The organism is Pseudomonas sp. PDM20 (assembly GCF_014852575.3).
Classification (GTDB): domain Bacteria; phylum Pseudomonadota; class Gammaproteobacteria; order Pseudomonadales; family Pseudomonadaceae; genus Pseudomonas.
The window spans coordinates 5,884,690-5,899,513 of record NZ_CM181224.1; the positions used below are offsets into that span (position 1 = coordinate 5,884,690).

A 14,824-nucleotide genomic window follows, 5' to 3' on the forward strand; every position below is an offset into this window, starting at 1 on the left:
GGGGAGAACCTGGGACGAGAGGAGCTGCTAGCTGCAGCGAAGGGACGCATCCCGGAGAGGGCTGGGGCCGGGGCGGAATGCGCCGCGGGATGCGTACTTCTTGTTCCCTACGCGGGTGCTAACCCGATCAGGTTCAACGGGATCCGGAACTATCCGATCTCAGCCCCTCGCAATGGGGCACCCCGACAAGAACGCCCGCAGTCTAATCAAGTGCGCACGGATAAGCCAACGCCGCCCGGCCGAAAACGCGCGATTGCCTACACGCGGCTACACTCCTGCCTCGGAAGGCTCGTACGAACGTGCCTTGACCGCCACCGGCGGCGACCGTAGCCTTGCCCCACCTCGCATCACTTTCCAGGATGAACGAATGCTGCGCAGACTCTCTCTGGCTGTCGCTGTAGCCGCAACGACAGGCTTTGCCTGGGCTGCACAGCCCGCTCCGGCCGCTCCCTCGCTGCCCACCAAGACGGACCTGATCAACGTCTACAAGGATGCCGTCGACAACAACGCCGATCTCGCCGCCGCCCAGGCCGACTACCTGGCGCGCAAGGAAGCCGTGCCCCAGGCACGCTCCGGCCTGCTGCCACAGATCAATGCCGGCGCCAGCACGGGCAGCACCCGCACTTCGCTGGACACCCCCAGCGCTACGCTGAACCGCAACACCCAGCTGGTCCAGGCGAGCCTGAGCCAGCCGCTGTTCCGCGCGGACCGCTGGTTCCAGCTCAAGGCCGCGGAAAACACCACCGAACAGGCCCAGCTGGAATTCTCCGCGACCCAGCAGCAACTGATCCTGCAGACCGCCCAGACCTACTTCGGCGTACTCCGCGCCCAGGACAACCTGGCCGCCAGCAAGGCCGAGGAAGCGGCGTTCAAGCGCCAGCTCGACCAGTCCAACGAACGCTTCGACGTCGGCCTCTCCGACAAGACCGACGTGCTCGAATCCCAGGCCAGCTACGACACTGCGCGGGCCAACCGCCTGGTGGCCGAGCAGCAGGTGGATGACGCCTTCCAGGCCTTGGTGACCCTGACCAACCGCGAGTACAGCTCCATCGAGGGCATCCTCCACTCGCTGCCGGTCGTCGCGCCGATCCCCAACGACGCCAAGGCCTGGGTGGACACCTCGGTCCAGCAGAACCTGCGCCTGCAGGCCAGCAACTACGCGGTCGACGCCGCCGAAGAGACCCTGCGCCAGCGCAAGGCCGGCCACCTGCCGACCGTGGACGCCGTGGCCCAGTACCAGAAGGGCGACAACGATGCCCTGGGCTTCTCCAACTCCGGTTTGCCGGGTGAGCCGCACTACGGCAAGTATGTCGACCAGAGCAGCATCGGCCTGCAGCTCAACGTGCCGATCTACAGCGGCGGCCTGACCAGCTCCCAGGTCCGCGAGGCCTACCAGCGCCTGAACCAGAGCGAACAGCTGCGCGAAAGCCAGCGCCGCCAGGTGGTTCAGGACGCCCGCAACCAGCACCGCGCGGTGAACACAGACGTGGAGCAGGTAAAGGCGCGTCGCCAGGCGATCATCTCCAACCAGAGCTCGCTGGAAGCCACCGAGATCGGTTACCAGGTCGGTACCCGCAACATCGTCGACGTACTGGACGCCCAGCGTTCGCTGTACAACTCGGTGCGCGACTACAACAACACCCGCTACGACTACATCCTCGACAACCTGAGCCTCAAGCAGACCGCCGGCACCCTCGCGCCGAGCGACCTGGAGGCACTGGGGGCATACCTGAAGCCGGACTACAACCCGGACAAGGACTTCCTCCCGCCGGACCTGGCCAAGGCCGCCGAGGCGCAACTCAAGGCTGGCGCGAAGTACTGACCCAGCCCCAAGAAAAAGCCCCGCATCGCGGGGCTTTTTCTTGCCGGACAATCGCCCTGGCATTGATCGCAGAAGCGGACTGAAACGACGGCGCCGGTCAGTCGCGATACCCCGGCGACACCCGGTCCAGCATGCGCAGCAATGCCGACCACGCCAGGTCGTAACCATCCGGGTCGCTCAACTCCCCTTCCGCCAGCGGCCGCGCCGGGGCGTTGAATTGCTGCTCGGTGTGACGGCACACCTCCTCCGGCGGGATCACCAGCTCACCGCCCGCCTGGGCCGCCAGCTGGATGTCGCAGGCTTTCTCCAGGTAGTACATGCGCAGGAACGCCTGCTGCACCGTCTGCCCTACGGTCAGCAGGCCGTGGTTGCGCAGCATCAGGCCGTAGTGGTCGCCCAGGTCGCGCACCAGGCGCTCCTGCTCGTCCATCGACAAGGCGATGCCCTCGTAGTCGTGGTAGCCGAGGCGTCCGTAGAACTCCAGGGATATCTGGTTCAGCGGCAGCAAACCGCAGGCCTGTGCCGCCACCGCGCAGCCGGCGCGGGTGTGGGTATGCAGCACGCACTGCGCGTCTTCGCGGGCGCCGTGGATGGCGCTGTGGATCACGAAGCCGGCCGGGTTGACCTTGTATGGCGACGGCTCCACCGCATGGCCGGACAGGTCGATCTTCACCAGGCTGGAGGCGGTGATCTCGTCGAACATCAGGCCATAGGGGTTGATCAGGAAATGGTGTTCGGGACCGGGGATGCGCACCGAGATGTGGGTGAAGATCAGGTCGGTCATGCGGTAGTGCGCGATCAGGCGGTAGCAGGCCGCCAGCTCCTCACGCAGTGTCCATTCTTCGGGCGAACAGGTGGCGCGGCTCGGGGCCGGCGCCTGCAGCGACGTCATGGTGCTCTCCTCCTCAAGGCAAAAGGCGCCGGGGCGATTGCCCCGGCGTCACGGTCACGATCCGGTCATTGCGCGGCCCAGGCGTTGAAGCGTTCTTCCAGCTCCTCGCCGTGGTCAACCCAGAACTCGTCGTCCATCGCCAGGCCCACGGGCAGGTTCTGCTTCGAGGTCGGCACCCAGCCAGCGAGGTCGGCAGGCAGGCGTTCGGCGGCCTGCGTGTTGGTCGGACCATACGCAATGTGCTTCACGTAGTCGACTTGCGCATCGGCGCCGTTGGCGAAGGCGATGAAGCGCTTGGCCGCATCGACGTGCGTGGAGCCCTTGATGATCGCCCAGTAGTCCATGCCGTACAGGCTGCCCGGCCAGACCAGTTGCAGGTTGCGCCCGGCCTTGAAGGCATCGGCGATACGCCCGGTGTAGGTGGTGGTCATCACCACATCACCGGCGGCCAGCCACTGCGGCGGTTGCGCGCCAGCCTCCCACCACTGCACGTAGGGCTTGATCTGGTCGAGCTTGGCGAAGGCACGGTCGACGCCGGCCTTGGTGCCCAGTTCCTTGTAGACGTCCGCGGGCTTCACGCCGTCGGCCATCAGGGCGAACTCCAGGTTGTAGATGGCGCGCTTGCGCAGGCCACGCTTGCCGGGGAATTTCTTCACGTCCCAGAAATCCGCCCAGGATTGCGGCGCCGGCTTGAGCTTGTCGGCGTCGTAGGCGATGGCCACGCCCCAGACCAGCGCAGCGGAACCACAGTCCTTCGCGGCATTGGAAATCAGCTGGTCCTTGCCGCCGATCTGCTGCCAGTCCAGCGGCACGAACAGGCCTTCGTCGCAGCCCCGGGCCAGGTCCGGCCCTTCGATCTGCACCACATCCCAGTCGGCATGGCCGGTGTCGGCCATCACCTTGATGCGCGCCATCTCGCCGTTGTACTCGGTCTGGGTCACGCCGACCCCGGACTGCTTGCTGAAGGGCTGGAAGAAGGCTGCGTCCTGGGCCTTCTGGCCGGCGCCGCCGTAGCCCACTACCACCATGTTCTCGGCGGCCTGGGCGGCGCCGCAGCAGAGCCCGAGTGCAAGCAGCAGCGGCGAGACGGCGGTTTTGAGGAAGGAGCGCTTGTGGCAGGTGTTGCGGTGGAAAGTCATCGAGCATACCCCCAGTCGTAGGTGGCAATGGGCGCAGCCGGGATGGCCGCGCACACGCTGGACGGGCGCGCCGAAACAACGTTGCAGGAAAGGCAGGGCAGTGAGAAATCGATTGCCAGCGGGTGGGCCCGCCATGCGAGGGGGGACCGTACGGGACGGTTCATGCGCCTCTCCTCTTGTAGTTGTTGTGGAGCACGTCGCGGTGACCCCGGGGCGTCCGGGGCGAGATTGAAACTACCCAGTCACTTTTAAAAAAACAAGTTGATTTTTTACTGGCGGTAAATTTCCATAGATACAACTTAAATAACACTTGCCTAGACAACATTGTCCGTTCGAGGAGAAGCCGCCGTGTCCCAGGTCCGTCACTTCCAGCAGTCCGCCCTGCAATTCCAACCCTACGGTGGGCAAGACATCGAACGCGCCGCCATCTGCCGGCTGATCGGCCCGGCGGACAGCGAAACCATGGGCGCGGGCCTGGCGCGCTTCGACGGCGTGTCCATCGAGTGGACGGTGCTCTACGACGAGCTGATCGTGGTGCTGGAAGGCAATTTCCGCCTGCGCCTGGCCGACCAGGTGATCGACGCCAAACCGGGCGACGTGATCTGGGTCCCCGAACGCACGCCGCTGGCCTACGAAGGCGAGAAAGCCTGCGTGTTCTACGCGCTCTATCCGGTTGACTGGCAGGCGCGCAACGCCTGAGCCCGCTCCCCCGCCGCCCGACGCGGCCGGCGTTTCAACGCTGCACCCCAAGCTGCACCACAACAAGAATCCGGAGTTGCCCGATGAGCCAGTTTCCCCACCTGTTCAGCCCGCTGCGCATCCGCGGCAAGGAGCTGAAGAACCGCATCATGTCCACCGGGCACGACACCTCGATGCCCACCGACAACTTGGTCAATGACCAGTTGGTGGCCTACCACACCGCCCGCGCCAAGGGCGGCGTCGGCCTGATCGTGCTGCAGGTCGCCGGCGTGCACGACAGCGCCCGCTACACCTCCCACGTGCTGATGGCCACCGATGACGAGTGCATCCCCGGCTACCGGCGCATCGCCGAGGCCTGCCACGCCGAGGGCACCGTGGTGCTGTCGCAGGTGTTCCACCCTGGCCGCGAGATCATGGAATCCAGCGACGGCCTGCTGGCCGTGGCCTACGCGCCGTCCGCCTCGCCCAACGAACGCTTCCGGGTGATGCCCCGCGAGCTGAGCCAGGCGATGATCGACGAGATCGTCCAGGGCTACGCCGACGCCGCTCGCCGCCTGCATGCCGCCGGCATCGACGGCGTGGAAGTGGTCGCCAGCCACGGCTACCTGCCGGCGCAGTTCCTCAACCCACGGGTGAACCGCCGCACCGACGGCTACAACGGCGACCTCGACGCGCGCCTGCGCTTCACCCGCGAAGTGATCGCCGCCGTGCGCGCCGCCACCGACCCGGAGTTCATCATCGGCCTGCGCATCTCCGCCGACGAGCGCGACCCGGAAGGCCTCACCGAAGACGAATCGCTGCAGGGCGTGAAGGGCCTGCAGGACTCGCTGGACTACGTGCACATAGTCGCTGGCACCTCCGCCTCGCTGGGCGGTGCCATCCATATCGTTCCGCCGATGGCCGTCGAAGCGGCTTACCTGGCGAACGAAGCCGGCACCTTCAAGCGCAACCTGGAGATCCCGCTGTTCGTCACCGGGCGCATCAACCAGCCGCAGGAAGCCGAGCTGATCCTCGCCCGCGGCCAGGCCGACGTCTGCGGCATGACCCGCGCGCTGATCTGCGACCCGCAGATGCCGGGCAAGACCGAAAGCGGCCACGTCGAGGACGTGCGCGCCTGCATCGCCTGCAACCAGGCGTGCATCGGCCACTTCCACCGCGGCTACCCGATCTCCTGCATCCAGCACCCGGAAACCGGCCGCGAGCTGATCTACGCCGAACGCAAGATGGCCGCCCAGCGCAAGCGCGTGCTGGTGGTCGGCGGCGGGCCGGCCGGCATGAAGGCCGCCGCCGTCGCGGCACAGCGCGGCCATCAGGTCACCCTCTGCGAAGCCACCGGCCAGCTCGGCGGGCAGGTCAATCTTGCCCAGTTGCTGCCACGCCGGGCGGAGTTCGGCGGCGCCTCCACCAACTTGCAACGCGAGATGCAGCTGGCCGGCGTCGAAGTGCGCCGCAACACCCGCGTCGACCGTGCATTGGTCGAACAGGAACGCCCCGACGTGGTCATCGTCGCCACCGGCGCCACACCCTATCGCCCGCCCTACGAGGAAGCCGGCGAACTGCAGGTGGTGGACGCCTGGCAGGTACTGCGTGGCGAAGTGAAGCTGGGCCGCTCGGTGCTGGTCACCGACTGGCGCGCCGACTGGATCGCTCCCGGCATCGCCGAGCGCCTGGTGCGCGACGGCCACCAGGTCCACCTGGCGGTGAACGGCACCCACGCCGGCGAAAGCCTGCCGCTCTACGTGCGCGACCACATGGCCGGCGAGCTGCACCGCCTGGGCATCACCATCACCCCTTATGCGCGCCTGTACGGCGTCGACGACAGCACCGTGTACCTGCAACACACCGCCAGCGGCGAGCCGATGCTGGTGGAAAACATCGACACCCTGGTGCTCTGCCAGGGCCACCAGCCGGTGGACGAACTGGCCGACGCAATCGCCGACCTCGCGGAGGTTCGCCGCATCGGCGACTGCCTGGCACCGCGCACGGCGGAGGAAGCGATCTACGAAGGCCTCAAGGCGGGGTGGGCGATTTAACAGCGGCGGCAAGCAGCAGGCTGAAGGCGGCAGGTGAGAGCAAGAGCCGCTTCAGCCTGCCGCCTGAAGCCTGTAGCCTGTAGCCTTTCTTTCCCGGACCCCCTTCGCATGAGCCGCAAAGCCCCGCAGGAAGCCCCCGCCAACGCCGAAGCGCAGTTCCTCGGCACCCGCATCCGCGGCCTGCGCAAGCGGCGCGGCATGACCCTGGCGGAGCTGGCCGAGCAGAGCGGGCTGACCGCCGGCTACATCAGCCAGCTGGAACGCAACCTGGCCTATCCGTCGATCCCGGCGCTGTTCAACATCGCCCGCAGCCTGGGGGTGACCATCCAGTGGTTCTTCGCCAGCGAAGTGCAGGTCGACCCGGCCGACGCCGGCTACGTGGTACGGCGCAACGCCCGCACCAGCGTGCATTACGAAGACGGCATCGTCGACGAACTGCTCAGCCCGCAGCCCAGCCGCCAGCTGGAAATCCTCCACTCGAAGTTTCCGCCCGGCACCTACAGCCAGCAGAGCTACAGCCACGACGGCGAGGAAGCCGGCTACCTGCTCAGCGGCACCTTCGAGCTCTGGGTGGGCGAGCGGCATTTCGTGCTCAACGAAGGCGACAGCTTCAGCTATTCCAGCCAGGAGCCACACCGCTACGGCAACCCCGGCGATGTGGATGCCGTGGTGCTCTGGGTGATTACGCCGCCGACTTTCTGATCAGTCGCCCGAGGCCATCCAGCAACCGCCCCAGCGCCCCCTGGTTGGCCTTCATCACGCCCAATCCCGCTTCGGCCATGCGCTCAGCCGAAGTCGGCTCGTCCCACAGGGCCGCTACGGCGACGGCCAGCGAAGGCGCATCGACCACTTCGCGCAGCGCGCCGACTTCGCGCAGTTGCGCAGCGATTTCCAGGAAGTTGAACAGGTGCGGGCCGGACAGCACCGGCTTGCCCAGCGCCGCCGGCTCCAGCAGGTTATGTCCGCCATTGGGCACCAGGCTGCCGCCGACGAAGGCGACATCGGCCAGCGCATAGAGGAACAGCAGCTCGCCCATGGTGTCGCCCAGCAGCACCTGGGTGTCCGCCGTGACCTGCTCACCGGTGGAGCGGCGCAGGGTGCGCAAGCCTTCGCGGCTGCACAGCTCGAACATCGGGTTGAAGCGTTCCGGGTGACGCGGCACCAGGATCAGCAATGCGTCCGGGTGTTTCTCCAGCAGCTGGCGGTGCGCAGCGAGGATAATTTCGTCTTCCCCGGCATGGGTGCTGGCGGCAATCCAGACCGGCCGCTGCTGCGCCTGCCACTGGCCGCGCAGGTCACTGGCGCGCGCCAGCAGCTCGGGATCGATGGTCAGGTCGAACTTGATCGAACCGGTCACGCTCACGCAGTCCGGGCGCGCACCAAGCTGGCGGAAGCGTTCGGCTTCGGTCTCGGTCTGCACGGCGATCCAGCTCATCTCTTCCAGCATCGGCCGGGTCAGCCCGGCGAAGCGCGCATAACCGCGCGCCGAGCGCTCAGACAGCCGCGCATTGGCCAGAGCCACCGGAATGCCGCGCTTGGCGCACTGGTGGATATGGTTTGGCCACAGCTCGGTTTCCATGATCACGCCCAGCACCGGCTGCGCACGGTCGAGGAAGCGCGCCGCCGCCCAGGGCAAATCGTAGGGCAGGTAGCAGTGCTGCACCTGGTCGCCGAACAGCGCGCGGATGCGCTCGGAGCCGGTGGGCGTCATGCAGGTGACGGTGATCGGCAGGCCGGGGTGGCGCTGCATCAGCGCGCGGATCATCGGCGCGGCAGCGATGCTCTCGCCCACCGACACCGCATGCACCCAGATGCCGCCGGGCTTGAGCGCCGGCAGGCCGAGGGCGAAGCGCTCGCCGACGCGCTGGGCATAGGCCGGCGCCTTGCGCGAGCGCAGGAACAGGCGCAGCGCGACCAGCGGCAGGCCCAGGTGGAACAGCAGGGTATAGAGGGTCCGGTTCATGGCGGCGGAGAGTAGCAAATTCCCCTCATCCCCCGCCGCAGAATCCATCAGAGCCGCGCCAGCGCTATCCGTCGAGCAAGAGCCGGCGGATAACCGGTTCCAGGTTATCCGCCCTACGAAAAGCTCTTCAGACCGGCGAAGCGAGGTGCTCGGCAAAGCACTCGCCCAACCACTGCGCCGCCGGCCCCAGCGGCTCGTCGCGGCGCCAGACCAGCTCAACCACCAGCGGTGGTGGCGTCCAGTCGCTGGCCAGTTCCACCAGCAGCGGCTGGTAAGCCGGGTACTGCGCCACGTGGGTCGGCAGCCAGGCCCAGCCGAGGTCGCGCATCAGCAGTTCGGCCATGGCGTAGAAGCTGTCGGCGCGCCAGACCAGCGGGCTGATCTGCTCGCCGCCGGGGTAGTGGCTGTCCTGCGGGGCCATCAGCAACTGGCGATGCCGCGCCAGCTCACGGCGGTCGGCGTAGTCCAGCCTGGCCAGCTCATGCCCGGCGCCGCACACGGTGACCATTTCGATGGTGCCCAGCCGCTGCCGCTCCAGTTGCTCGGGCATGCCCTCATGATGAAACAGCAGGCCGAGGTCGGCGCGGCGCTCCAGCAGCTTGCGCGCCACGTCGCCCTGGGCGCCGCTGGCCAGCTGCACCTCCAGGGTGGGGAATTCCTGCGCCAGCGCCTGCAGCCCGGAAAGCACCGGCTGGTAGGGCATCGCCTCGTCCTGCGCGAGGCGCAGCAACGGCTCGGTACCGCGCACCAGCGCCAGCGCCCGGCTTTCCAGGCGCTCGCACTGGCGCAGCACCTCACGGGCTTCATCCAGCAGCGCCCTTCCCTCGCCGGTCAGCACCGGCTGGCGGCCGCTGCTGCGTTCGAACAGGGTGACGCCCAGGTCGCTCTCCAGCAGCGCGATGGACGAACTCACCGCCGACTGCACACGCTGCAGCTGCCGCGCCGCCGCCGAGAAGGACGACTGATCGGCGACGCTGACGAAGAGTCGCAACTGGTCCAGGTTCCACTGCATCGCCGCCACCTATCTCCAATCCAGATAGGTAATGACTTTATCCCATCATCCGGGGGACTAGAATGCCCGGCAGATTCGAACGTCAGCTGCGTGTCGCTCATACCGAGCGGCGTGTCGTTCCGGGGAGCACCCACCATGCCCGGCTATCTCTACCTCGCCATTGCCATCGTCGCCGAAGTCATCGCCACCGCTTCGCTGAAATCAGTGAAGGGCTTCTCCACGCCCCTGCCGCTGGTGCTGGTGATCGTCGGCTACGCCATTTCCTTCTGGATGCTCACCTTGGTGGTGCGCAGCATTCCGGTCGGCATCGCCTACGCCATCTGGGCGGGCCTGGGCATCGTGCTGGTCAGCATCGCGGCGCTGGTGCTCTACCAGCAGAAGCTCGATACCGCCGCCCTGCTCGGCATGGGCCTGATCGTCAGCGGCGTGGTGGTGATCCAGCTGTTCTCCGGCAACGCCGGTCACTGATGAGGCCATGGTGCGCGGCCTGTCGCCGCGCGCCATCGGGTTATACTGCGCGCTTCGTTTTTCCCTCGAGGCGCTTTCATGTCCGAATCCCTGAGCACCGACATCCTTATCGTCGGCGGCGGCATCGCCGGTCTCTGGCTCAATGCCCGCCTGCGGCGCGCCGGCTTTTCCAGCGTGCTGGTGGAGAACACTGCGCTGGGCGGCGTGCAGAGCATGCGCTCGCAGGGGATCATCCATGGCGGCACCAAATACGCCCTGCACGGCGCGCTGACTGGCGCCTCCGAAGCCATCGCCGACATGCCGGCACTGTGGCGCGATTGCCTGGCCGGCACCGGCGAGGTAGACCTGCGCGGCGTGCGCCTGCTCTCCGACGCCCATTACCTGTGGTCGCCCGGCGGCCTGGCCGGCAACCTCACCAGCTTCTTCGCCAGCAAGGCGGTGCGCAGCCGCGTAGCCCAGGTGAAGGGCAGCGACCTGCCGCCAGCCCTGCAGGACAAGGCCTTCAAGGGCAAGGCCTACCGCCTCACCGAACTGGTGCTGGACGTACCCAGCCTGGTCGCCCGCCTCGCCGAACTGGCCGGTGACAGCCTGCTGGCCGGCGAACGCATCGAAGCCCTGCGCGACGGCGACAAGCTGGCAGGCCTGCGGGTGGACGGCCGCGAAATCCGCGCCCAGCGCGTCGTGCTCAGCGCCGGCGCCGGCAACGAGGCGCTGCTGCGCGAGCTGGGCCTGGAGCGCCCGGAGATGCAGCGTCGCCCGCTGCACATGGTGCTGGTCACCGCACCCACCCTGAAGCCGCTGTACGCCCACTGCCTCGGCGGCGGGCCAAAACCGCGCGTCACTGTCACCACCCACCCGCTGAGCAATGGCGACTGGGTCTGGTACCTGGGCGGCGACATCGCCGAAGCCGGCGGCGTGGCGCGCAACGAGGCCGAGCAGATCGCCGAGGCGCAGCGCGAGCTGCACAAGCTGGTGCCGTGGATCGACCTCTCCGCCGCTCGCTGGGCGACCCTGCGCGTGGACCGCGCCGAACCCTCGCAGAACAACCTGCTGCGCCCGGACAGCGCCTTCCTCGCCGAGGACGGCGCCCTGCTGGTCGGCTGGCCGACCAAGCTGGCCCTGGCGCCGAACTTCGCCGACCGCGTGCTGGAGTCGCTGGAGAAAAGCGGCATCCGCCCGCAGGCCAACGCCGCCCTGCCGGACCTGCCGCGCCCGGCCATGGCCCGCCCGGTATGGGAGGAACTGCTCGGATGAAGACCCTGCATCACCTGCATCGCCCGCTGGGCAGCACCGGCCTGAACGTCTCGCCACTGGGCCTGGGTACCGTGAAGCTCGGCCGCGACCAGGGCGTGAAGTACCCCGAAGGCTTCCGCATCCCCGATGACCGCGAGGCCGCCGACCTGATCGCACTGGCCCGCGAACTGGGCATCAACCTGATCGACACCGCGCCGGCCTACGGCCGCAGCGAAGAGCGCCTCGGCCCGCTGCTGCGCGGCCAGCGCCACCAGTGGGTGATCGTCAGCAAGACCGGCGAGGAATTCGTCGGCGGCCAGTCGCAGTTCGACTTCAGCGCCGCCCACACGCGCCGCTCGGTGGAACGCAGCCTGCAGCGACTGGAGACCGACTACATCGACCTGGTGCTGGTGCATTCCGACGGCAATGACCTGGACATCCTGCGCGGCACCGAGGTCTACGCGACCCTTGAGCGCCTGAAGGACGAAGGGCTGATCCGCGGCTTCGGCTTCTCCGGCAAGACTGCCGACGGCGGCCTGCTGGCCCTGGAGCGCGGTGACTGCGCGATGGTCACCTACAACCTCAACGAGCAGGCGGAAAAGCCGGTGATCGACCACGCCCAGGCCCATGGCCGCGGCATCCTGATCAAGAAGGCCCTGGCCAGCGGCCACGCCACCCTCACCCCCGGCGTCAACCCGGTGCGCGCCAGCTTCGAACTGGTGCTGGGGCATCCCGGCGTCGCCAGCGCCATCGTCGGCACCATCAATCCACTGCATCTCGCGCACAACGTGGACATTGCCGCCGAGGTCCTCGACCGCTGATCGGCGGTCATGTGGATTACGCATTCCTGTGCCATGCTCCAACTCCCCCGGCGAAAACCGCGGGCACAGAAACTGTCGCCAACCAGCGATTCCCACGCAAAAGCCTCGGAATCGACAAGTCTTTCAGGGAAAAATCCGGAAATCCTTTGGATTTTCGATGACACCAGGAGCGGTGTCAGGCTGTCTAGGTTGTAGCGACCCCGTAATTGAACGATCGGCCGGACCGTCCCCAGCAGACGGTCAGCGTTCGCGTCGGCGTCGCCTGCCAGTTATCACTGGAAGAGGATGCGTCAGCGCAACCCGGCGCCCTGTACGACGCCCTGTACGAGAAGGAAGACCCTATGCCCCGTACGCTCGCCCGCAAGGACCCGACCGCCTTCAAGACCCTGCCGCTGCTGGTGGAAGCCAGCCCGGAAGGTCTCATCTACCAGACCCTCGGCAAGCCCCTGAACTTCGCCCAGGTCCTGGAAAAACGCCGCCCCATCGAGATCAACGAGACCGAGCGCTTCGTCACTGAACTGGCCAACCTCGGCGTTTCGGTGCGCCTGACCCTGAACTACCAGGGACGCGACCACTGGATCCTGGTGCGCCAGCGCCGCCTGGACCGTGGTGACACGGTGCTCAAGCTGATTTCCGGCTACGTGCCGGCCCACGAATTGAACCTGCCGCTGCTCACCGCGATCCAGGAAGTCGCCGAGGAATGCCTGGTGGAAACCGCCGACGGCTGGCTGGGCGGGCGCTTCGGCGACACCTGGCTGCCGACGCCCTACGAGGGCATCCTGCGCTATCGCGAAACCAGCCACTTCTCCCTGACCCCGCTGTCCGGCGCCTCGCGCCCGGTGCAGGCCGGCGCGCTGCGCTTGCTGGAGCGCCCGCAGGCCTATGTGCACCTGCCGACGGCCTCGCTGCAGTTGGTTTATGACCTGCGCATGGAGCTGCCCAAGGATGCCCGCGAGGTGAGCCTGTTCCACGTCGACGAGAAACTCGAAAGCGGCCCGCTGGTGGCGCGGCTGGACCGCCGTCGCCCGGATATCTACCTGCTGCCGCTGGAGCATGGGCAGCCGACCGGCGAGCTGCTTACCCTGAGCAAGGGCGAGCTGTGCAAGGCCAGCACTCGCGGCCTTTGGCTGTCGGAGAGTTTCGCCGAGCAGGATGGCTGGCTGGTGCGCGAGGAACGCATCCGCTTCCGCGAATGGATGGAGCAGTGGCCGCCCGCCGCCGGCAATGCCGGCAGCGGGCGGCGCACAGCCTGATTCCGCCGACATGATCACTCCGGCCTGACGGCCGGTTCGCGGGCATGGCCCGCTCCTACAGGAGAAGTCGCTTTTGTAGGAGCAACTGTCTGATTCAGGAAATAGTGTGCCTGGGTATTCCCTCACCCCAGCCCTCTCCCAGAGGGAGAGGGAGCTGTCCATACCGGCTGACGCCACGGTTTGATCCTGCACCGAACGATCCCCTCTCCCCCTGGGAGAGGGTTAGGGTGAGGGCCGATCCGAGCGCAGAGATATCCAGTAGCAGCGGTCGAAGACCGTTTACTTCAACTGACTGGAACTCTTGCCCAGCAGCCGCCGCGCCACGATCAGCAACTGGATCTGCTGGGTGCCCTCGAAGATGTCGAGGATCTTCGAATCCCGCGCCCACTTCTCCAGCAACTCCTCTTCCCCGTAGCCCAGCGCGCCGGCCAGCTCGACGCATTTCAGCGTCACCTCGTTGGCCACTCGCCCGGCCTTGGCCTTGGCGATGGAAGCCTCCCTGGAGTTGGGCAAGCGGTTGTCAGCCATCCAGGCGGCCTTCAGGGTCAACAGGCGTGCGGCCTCCCATTCTGCTTCCAGGCGATACAACGTGGCCTCGGCATGGCTGGCGCTGAGCAGCGGCTGGCGATAGTCGAAGCGGCAGCCGGCCTTCTTCAGCAGCTCGCGGGTGCGATCCAGCGAGGCCTTGGCCACGCCGACGGCCATGGCAGCCACCAGCGGACGGGTGTTGTCGAAGGTTTCCATCACCCCGGCAAAACCTTTCTGCACGTCGATCTCGGCGTTACCCAGCAGGTTGGCGGCCGGCACCCGGCAGTCGCTGAAGCTGATGGACGCGGTGTCCGATGCCTTGATGCCGAGCTTCTTCTCCAGGCGGGTGACGGTCATGCCCGGCGTGCCCTTCTCCACCACGAAGGACTTGATCGCCGCGCGGCCGAGGCTCTTGTCCAGGGTCGCCCAGACCACCACCGCGTCGGCGCGGGCACCGGAAGTGACGAAGATCTTCTCGCCGTTGAGCAGGTAGTCATCACCATCGCGGGTGGCGGTGGTGCGGATCGCCGCCGAGTCCGAGCCGCAGCCCGGCTCGGTGATGGCCATGGCCGCCCAGGTCCCGGAGAAGCGCTTGAGCTGCTCCTCGTTGGCCACCGCAGCGATGGCGGCGTTGCCCAGCCCCTGGCGCGGCATGGCCAGCAGCAGGCCGGTGTCGCCCCAGCACATCTCCATCACGCCCAGGCAGGCGGACAGGTTGCCGCCGTTCTTCACGCCCTCCTCCGCCCCGGCCTTGCGCTTGCTGGCCGAGGTGGCGCCGACGGCGTCCGGCGAGCCGGCGTTCATGCCGTCCAGCAGCGCGGCCAGCAGGTCCAGCTCCTTGGGGTAGGCGTGCTCGGCCTTGTCATACTTGCGTGAGATCGGTCGCAGGTAGTTCTCTGCCACCTGGCGGGCCTGGTTCTGCAAGGTGCGGAATTTCTTCGGCGTCTCGAGGTACATGCAA

13 protein-coding genes and 1 riboswitch are annotated in these 14,824 nt (G+C 67.2%); of the genes, 8 read left to right on the plus strand and 5 right to left on the minus strand.

Annotated features, from left to right (window positions below):
• Positions 1–87 precede the first annotated feature (87 nt).
• Positions 88–195, minus strand: a riboswitch (TPP riboswitch).
• Positions 196–367: 172 nt separating this feature from the next.
• Positions 368–1,822, plus strand: a complete 1,455-nt coding sequence (locus IB261_RS27140; protein WP_081515501.1) for a TolC family outer membrane protein — start codon at positions 368–370, stop codon at positions 1,820–1,822.
• A 97-nt stretch (positions 1,823–1,919) separates the two neighbouring features.
• On the opposite strand, the gene IB261_RS27145 is transcribed toward IB261_RS27140, so the two are convergent.
• Both IB261_RS27145 and IB261_RS27150 read right to left on the minus strand, forming a co-directional pair.
• Entirely contained in the window at positions 1,920–2,714 is a 795-nt protein-coding gene (locus IB261_RS27145) for a class II aldolase/adducin family protein (protein ID WP_081515500.1), read from the minus strand.
• Positions 2,715–2,779: 65 nt separating this feature from the next.
• Positions 2,780–3,853 (minus strand): ABC transporter substrate-binding protein, encoded by a 1,074-nt coding sequence (locus IB261_RS27150; protein WP_151188510.1) that lies wholly within the window; start codon positions 3,851–3,853, stop codon positions 2,780–2,782.
• A gap of 348 nt (positions 3,854–4,201) precedes the next feature.
• Between IB261_RS27150 and IB261_RS27155 the strand changes: the two genes are divergently transcribed.
• The 3 genes from IB261_RS27155 to IB261_RS27165 all read left to right on the plus strand — a co-directional run bounded on the left by IB261_RS27155 (position 4,202) and on the right by IB261_RS27165 (position 7,287).
• The gene (locus IB261_RS27155; RefSeq protein ID WP_081515498.1) at positions 4,202–4,552 is read left to right on the plus strand and encodes a EutQ-related cupin domain-containing protein; all 351 of its coding nucleotides are present in this window, start codon (positions 4,202–4,204) and stop codon (positions 4,550–4,552) included.
• Positions 4,553–4,635: 83 nt separating this feature from the next.
• Complete coding sequence (locus tag IB261_RS27160; RefSeq protein WP_081515497.1) at positions 4,636–6,585, plus strand: oxidoreductase; 1,950 nt, start codon at positions 4,636–4,638, stop codon at positions 6,583–6,585.
• A gap of 108 nt (positions 6,586–6,693) precedes the next feature.
• Positions 6,694–7,287, plus strand: a complete 594-nt coding sequence (locus IB261_RS27165) for a helix-turn-helix domain-containing protein (RefSeq protein WP_192225214.1) — start codon at positions 6,694–6,696, stop codon at positions 7,285–7,287.
• Here IB261_RS27165 and waaA read toward each other — a convergent pair.
• Both waaA and IB261_RS27175 read right to left on the minus strand, forming a co-directional pair.
• Positions 7,268–8,548 (minus strand): lipid IV(A) 3-deoxy-D-manno-octulosonic acid transferase, encoded by a 1,281-nt coding sequence (gene waaA / locus IB261_RS27170; protein ID WP_192383848.1) that lies wholly within the window; start codon positions 8,546–8,548, stop codon positions 7,268–7,270. The two genes, IB261_RS27165 and waaA, sit on opposite strands and share 20 nt — an antisense overlap.
• A 127-nt stretch (positions 8,549–8,675) precedes the next feature.
• Complete coding sequence (locus IB261_RS27175) at positions 8,676–9,560, minus strand: LysR family transcriptional regulator (protein ID WP_081515494.1); 885 nt, start codon at positions 9,558–9,560, stop codon at positions 8,676–8,678.
• Between the two features lie 135 nt (positions 9,561–9,695).
• Here IB261_RS27175 and IB261_RS27180 point away from each other — a divergent pair, with 135 nt between their 5' ends.
• From IB261_RS27180 to IB261_RS27195, 4 genes are all read left to right on the plus strand, one after another.
• Entirely contained in the window at positions 9,696–10,028 is a 333-nt protein-coding gene (locus IB261_RS27180) for a DMT family transporter (RefSeq protein ID WP_151188513.1), read from the plus strand.
• 78 nt (positions 10,029–10,106) lie between these two features.
• Positions 10,107–11,282 (plus strand): NAD(P)/FAD-dependent oxidoreductase, encoded by a 1,176-nt coding sequence (locus tag IB261_RS27185; RefSeq protein ID WP_081515492.1) that lies wholly within the window; start codon positions 10,107–10,109, stop codon positions 11,280–11,282.
• The gene (locus tag IB261_RS27190; RefSeq protein WP_192383724.1) at positions 11,279–12,082 is read left to right on the plus strand and encodes an aldo/keto reductase; all 804 of its coding nucleotides are present in this window, start codon (positions 11,279–11,281) and stop codon (positions 12,080–12,082) included. Before IB261_RS27185 ends, IB261_RS27190 begins: the two co-directional genes overlap by 4 nt.
• 341 nt (positions 12,083–12,423) lie before the next feature.
• Complete coding sequence (locus tag IB261_RS27195; RefSeq protein WP_081515490.1) at positions 12,424–13,335, plus strand: NUDIX hydrolase; 912 nt, start codon at positions 12,424–12,426, stop codon at positions 13,333–13,335.
• A 279-nt stretch (positions 13,336–13,614) separates the two neighbouring features.
• On the opposite strand, the gene IB261_RS27200 is transcribed toward IB261_RS27195, so the two are convergent.
• Positions 13,615–14,820 (minus strand): acyl-CoA dehydrogenase family protein, encoded by a 1,206-nt coding sequence (locus IB261_RS27200; protein ID WP_151188515.1) that lies wholly within the window; start codon positions 14,818–14,820, stop codon positions 13,615–13,617.
• Positions 14,821–14,824: the final 4 nt, after the last annotated feature.

Coding starts and splice junctions, on each gene's coding strand:
- IB261_RS27140 (WP_081515501.1), top strand. CDS start 368: ATGCTGCGCAGACTCTCTCTGGCTGTCGCTGTAGCCGCAACGACAGGC.
- IB261_RS27145 (WP_081515500.1), bottom strand. CDS start 2,714: ATGACGTCGCTGCAGGCGCCGGCCCCGAGCCGCGCCACCTGTTCGCCC.
- IB261_RS27150 (WP_151188510.1), bottom strand. CDS start 3,853: ATGACTTTCCACCGCAACACCTGCCACAAGCGCTCCTTCCTCAAAACC.
- IB261_RS27160 (WP_081515497.1), top strand. CDS start 4,636: ATGAGCCAGTTTCCCCACCTGTTCAGCCCGCTGCGCATCCGCGGCAAG.
- IB261_RS27165 (WP_192225214.1), top strand. CDS start 6,694: ATGAGCCGCAAAGCCCCGCAGGAAGCCCCCGCCAACGCCGAAGCGCAG.
- waaA (WP_192383848.1), bottom strand. CDS start 8,548: ATGAACCGGACCCTCTATACCCTGCTGTTCCACCTGGGCCTGCCGCTG.
- IB261_RS27175 (WP_081515494.1), bottom strand. CDS start 9,560: ATGCAGTGGAACCTGGACCAGTTGCGACTCTTCGTCAGCGTCGCCGAT.
- IB261_RS27180 (WP_151188513.1), top strand. CDS start 9,696: ATGCCCGGCTATCTCTACCTCGCCATTGCCATCGTCGCCGAAGTCATC.
- IB261_RS27185 (WP_081515492.1), top strand. CDS start 10,107: ATGTCCGAATCCCTGAGCACCGACATCCTTATCGTCGGCGGCGGCATC.
- IB261_RS27190 (WP_192383724.1), top strand. CDS start 11,279: ATGAAGACCCTGCATCACCTGCATCGCCCGCTGGGCAGCACCGGCCTG.
- IB261_RS27195 (WP_081515490.1), top strand. CDS start 12,424: ATGCCCCGTACGCTCGCCCGCAAGGACCCGACCGCCTTCAAGACCCTG.
- IB261_RS27200 (WP_151188515.1), bottom strand. CDS start 14,820: ATGTACCTCGAGACGCCGAAGAAATTCCGCACCTTGCAGAACCAGGCC.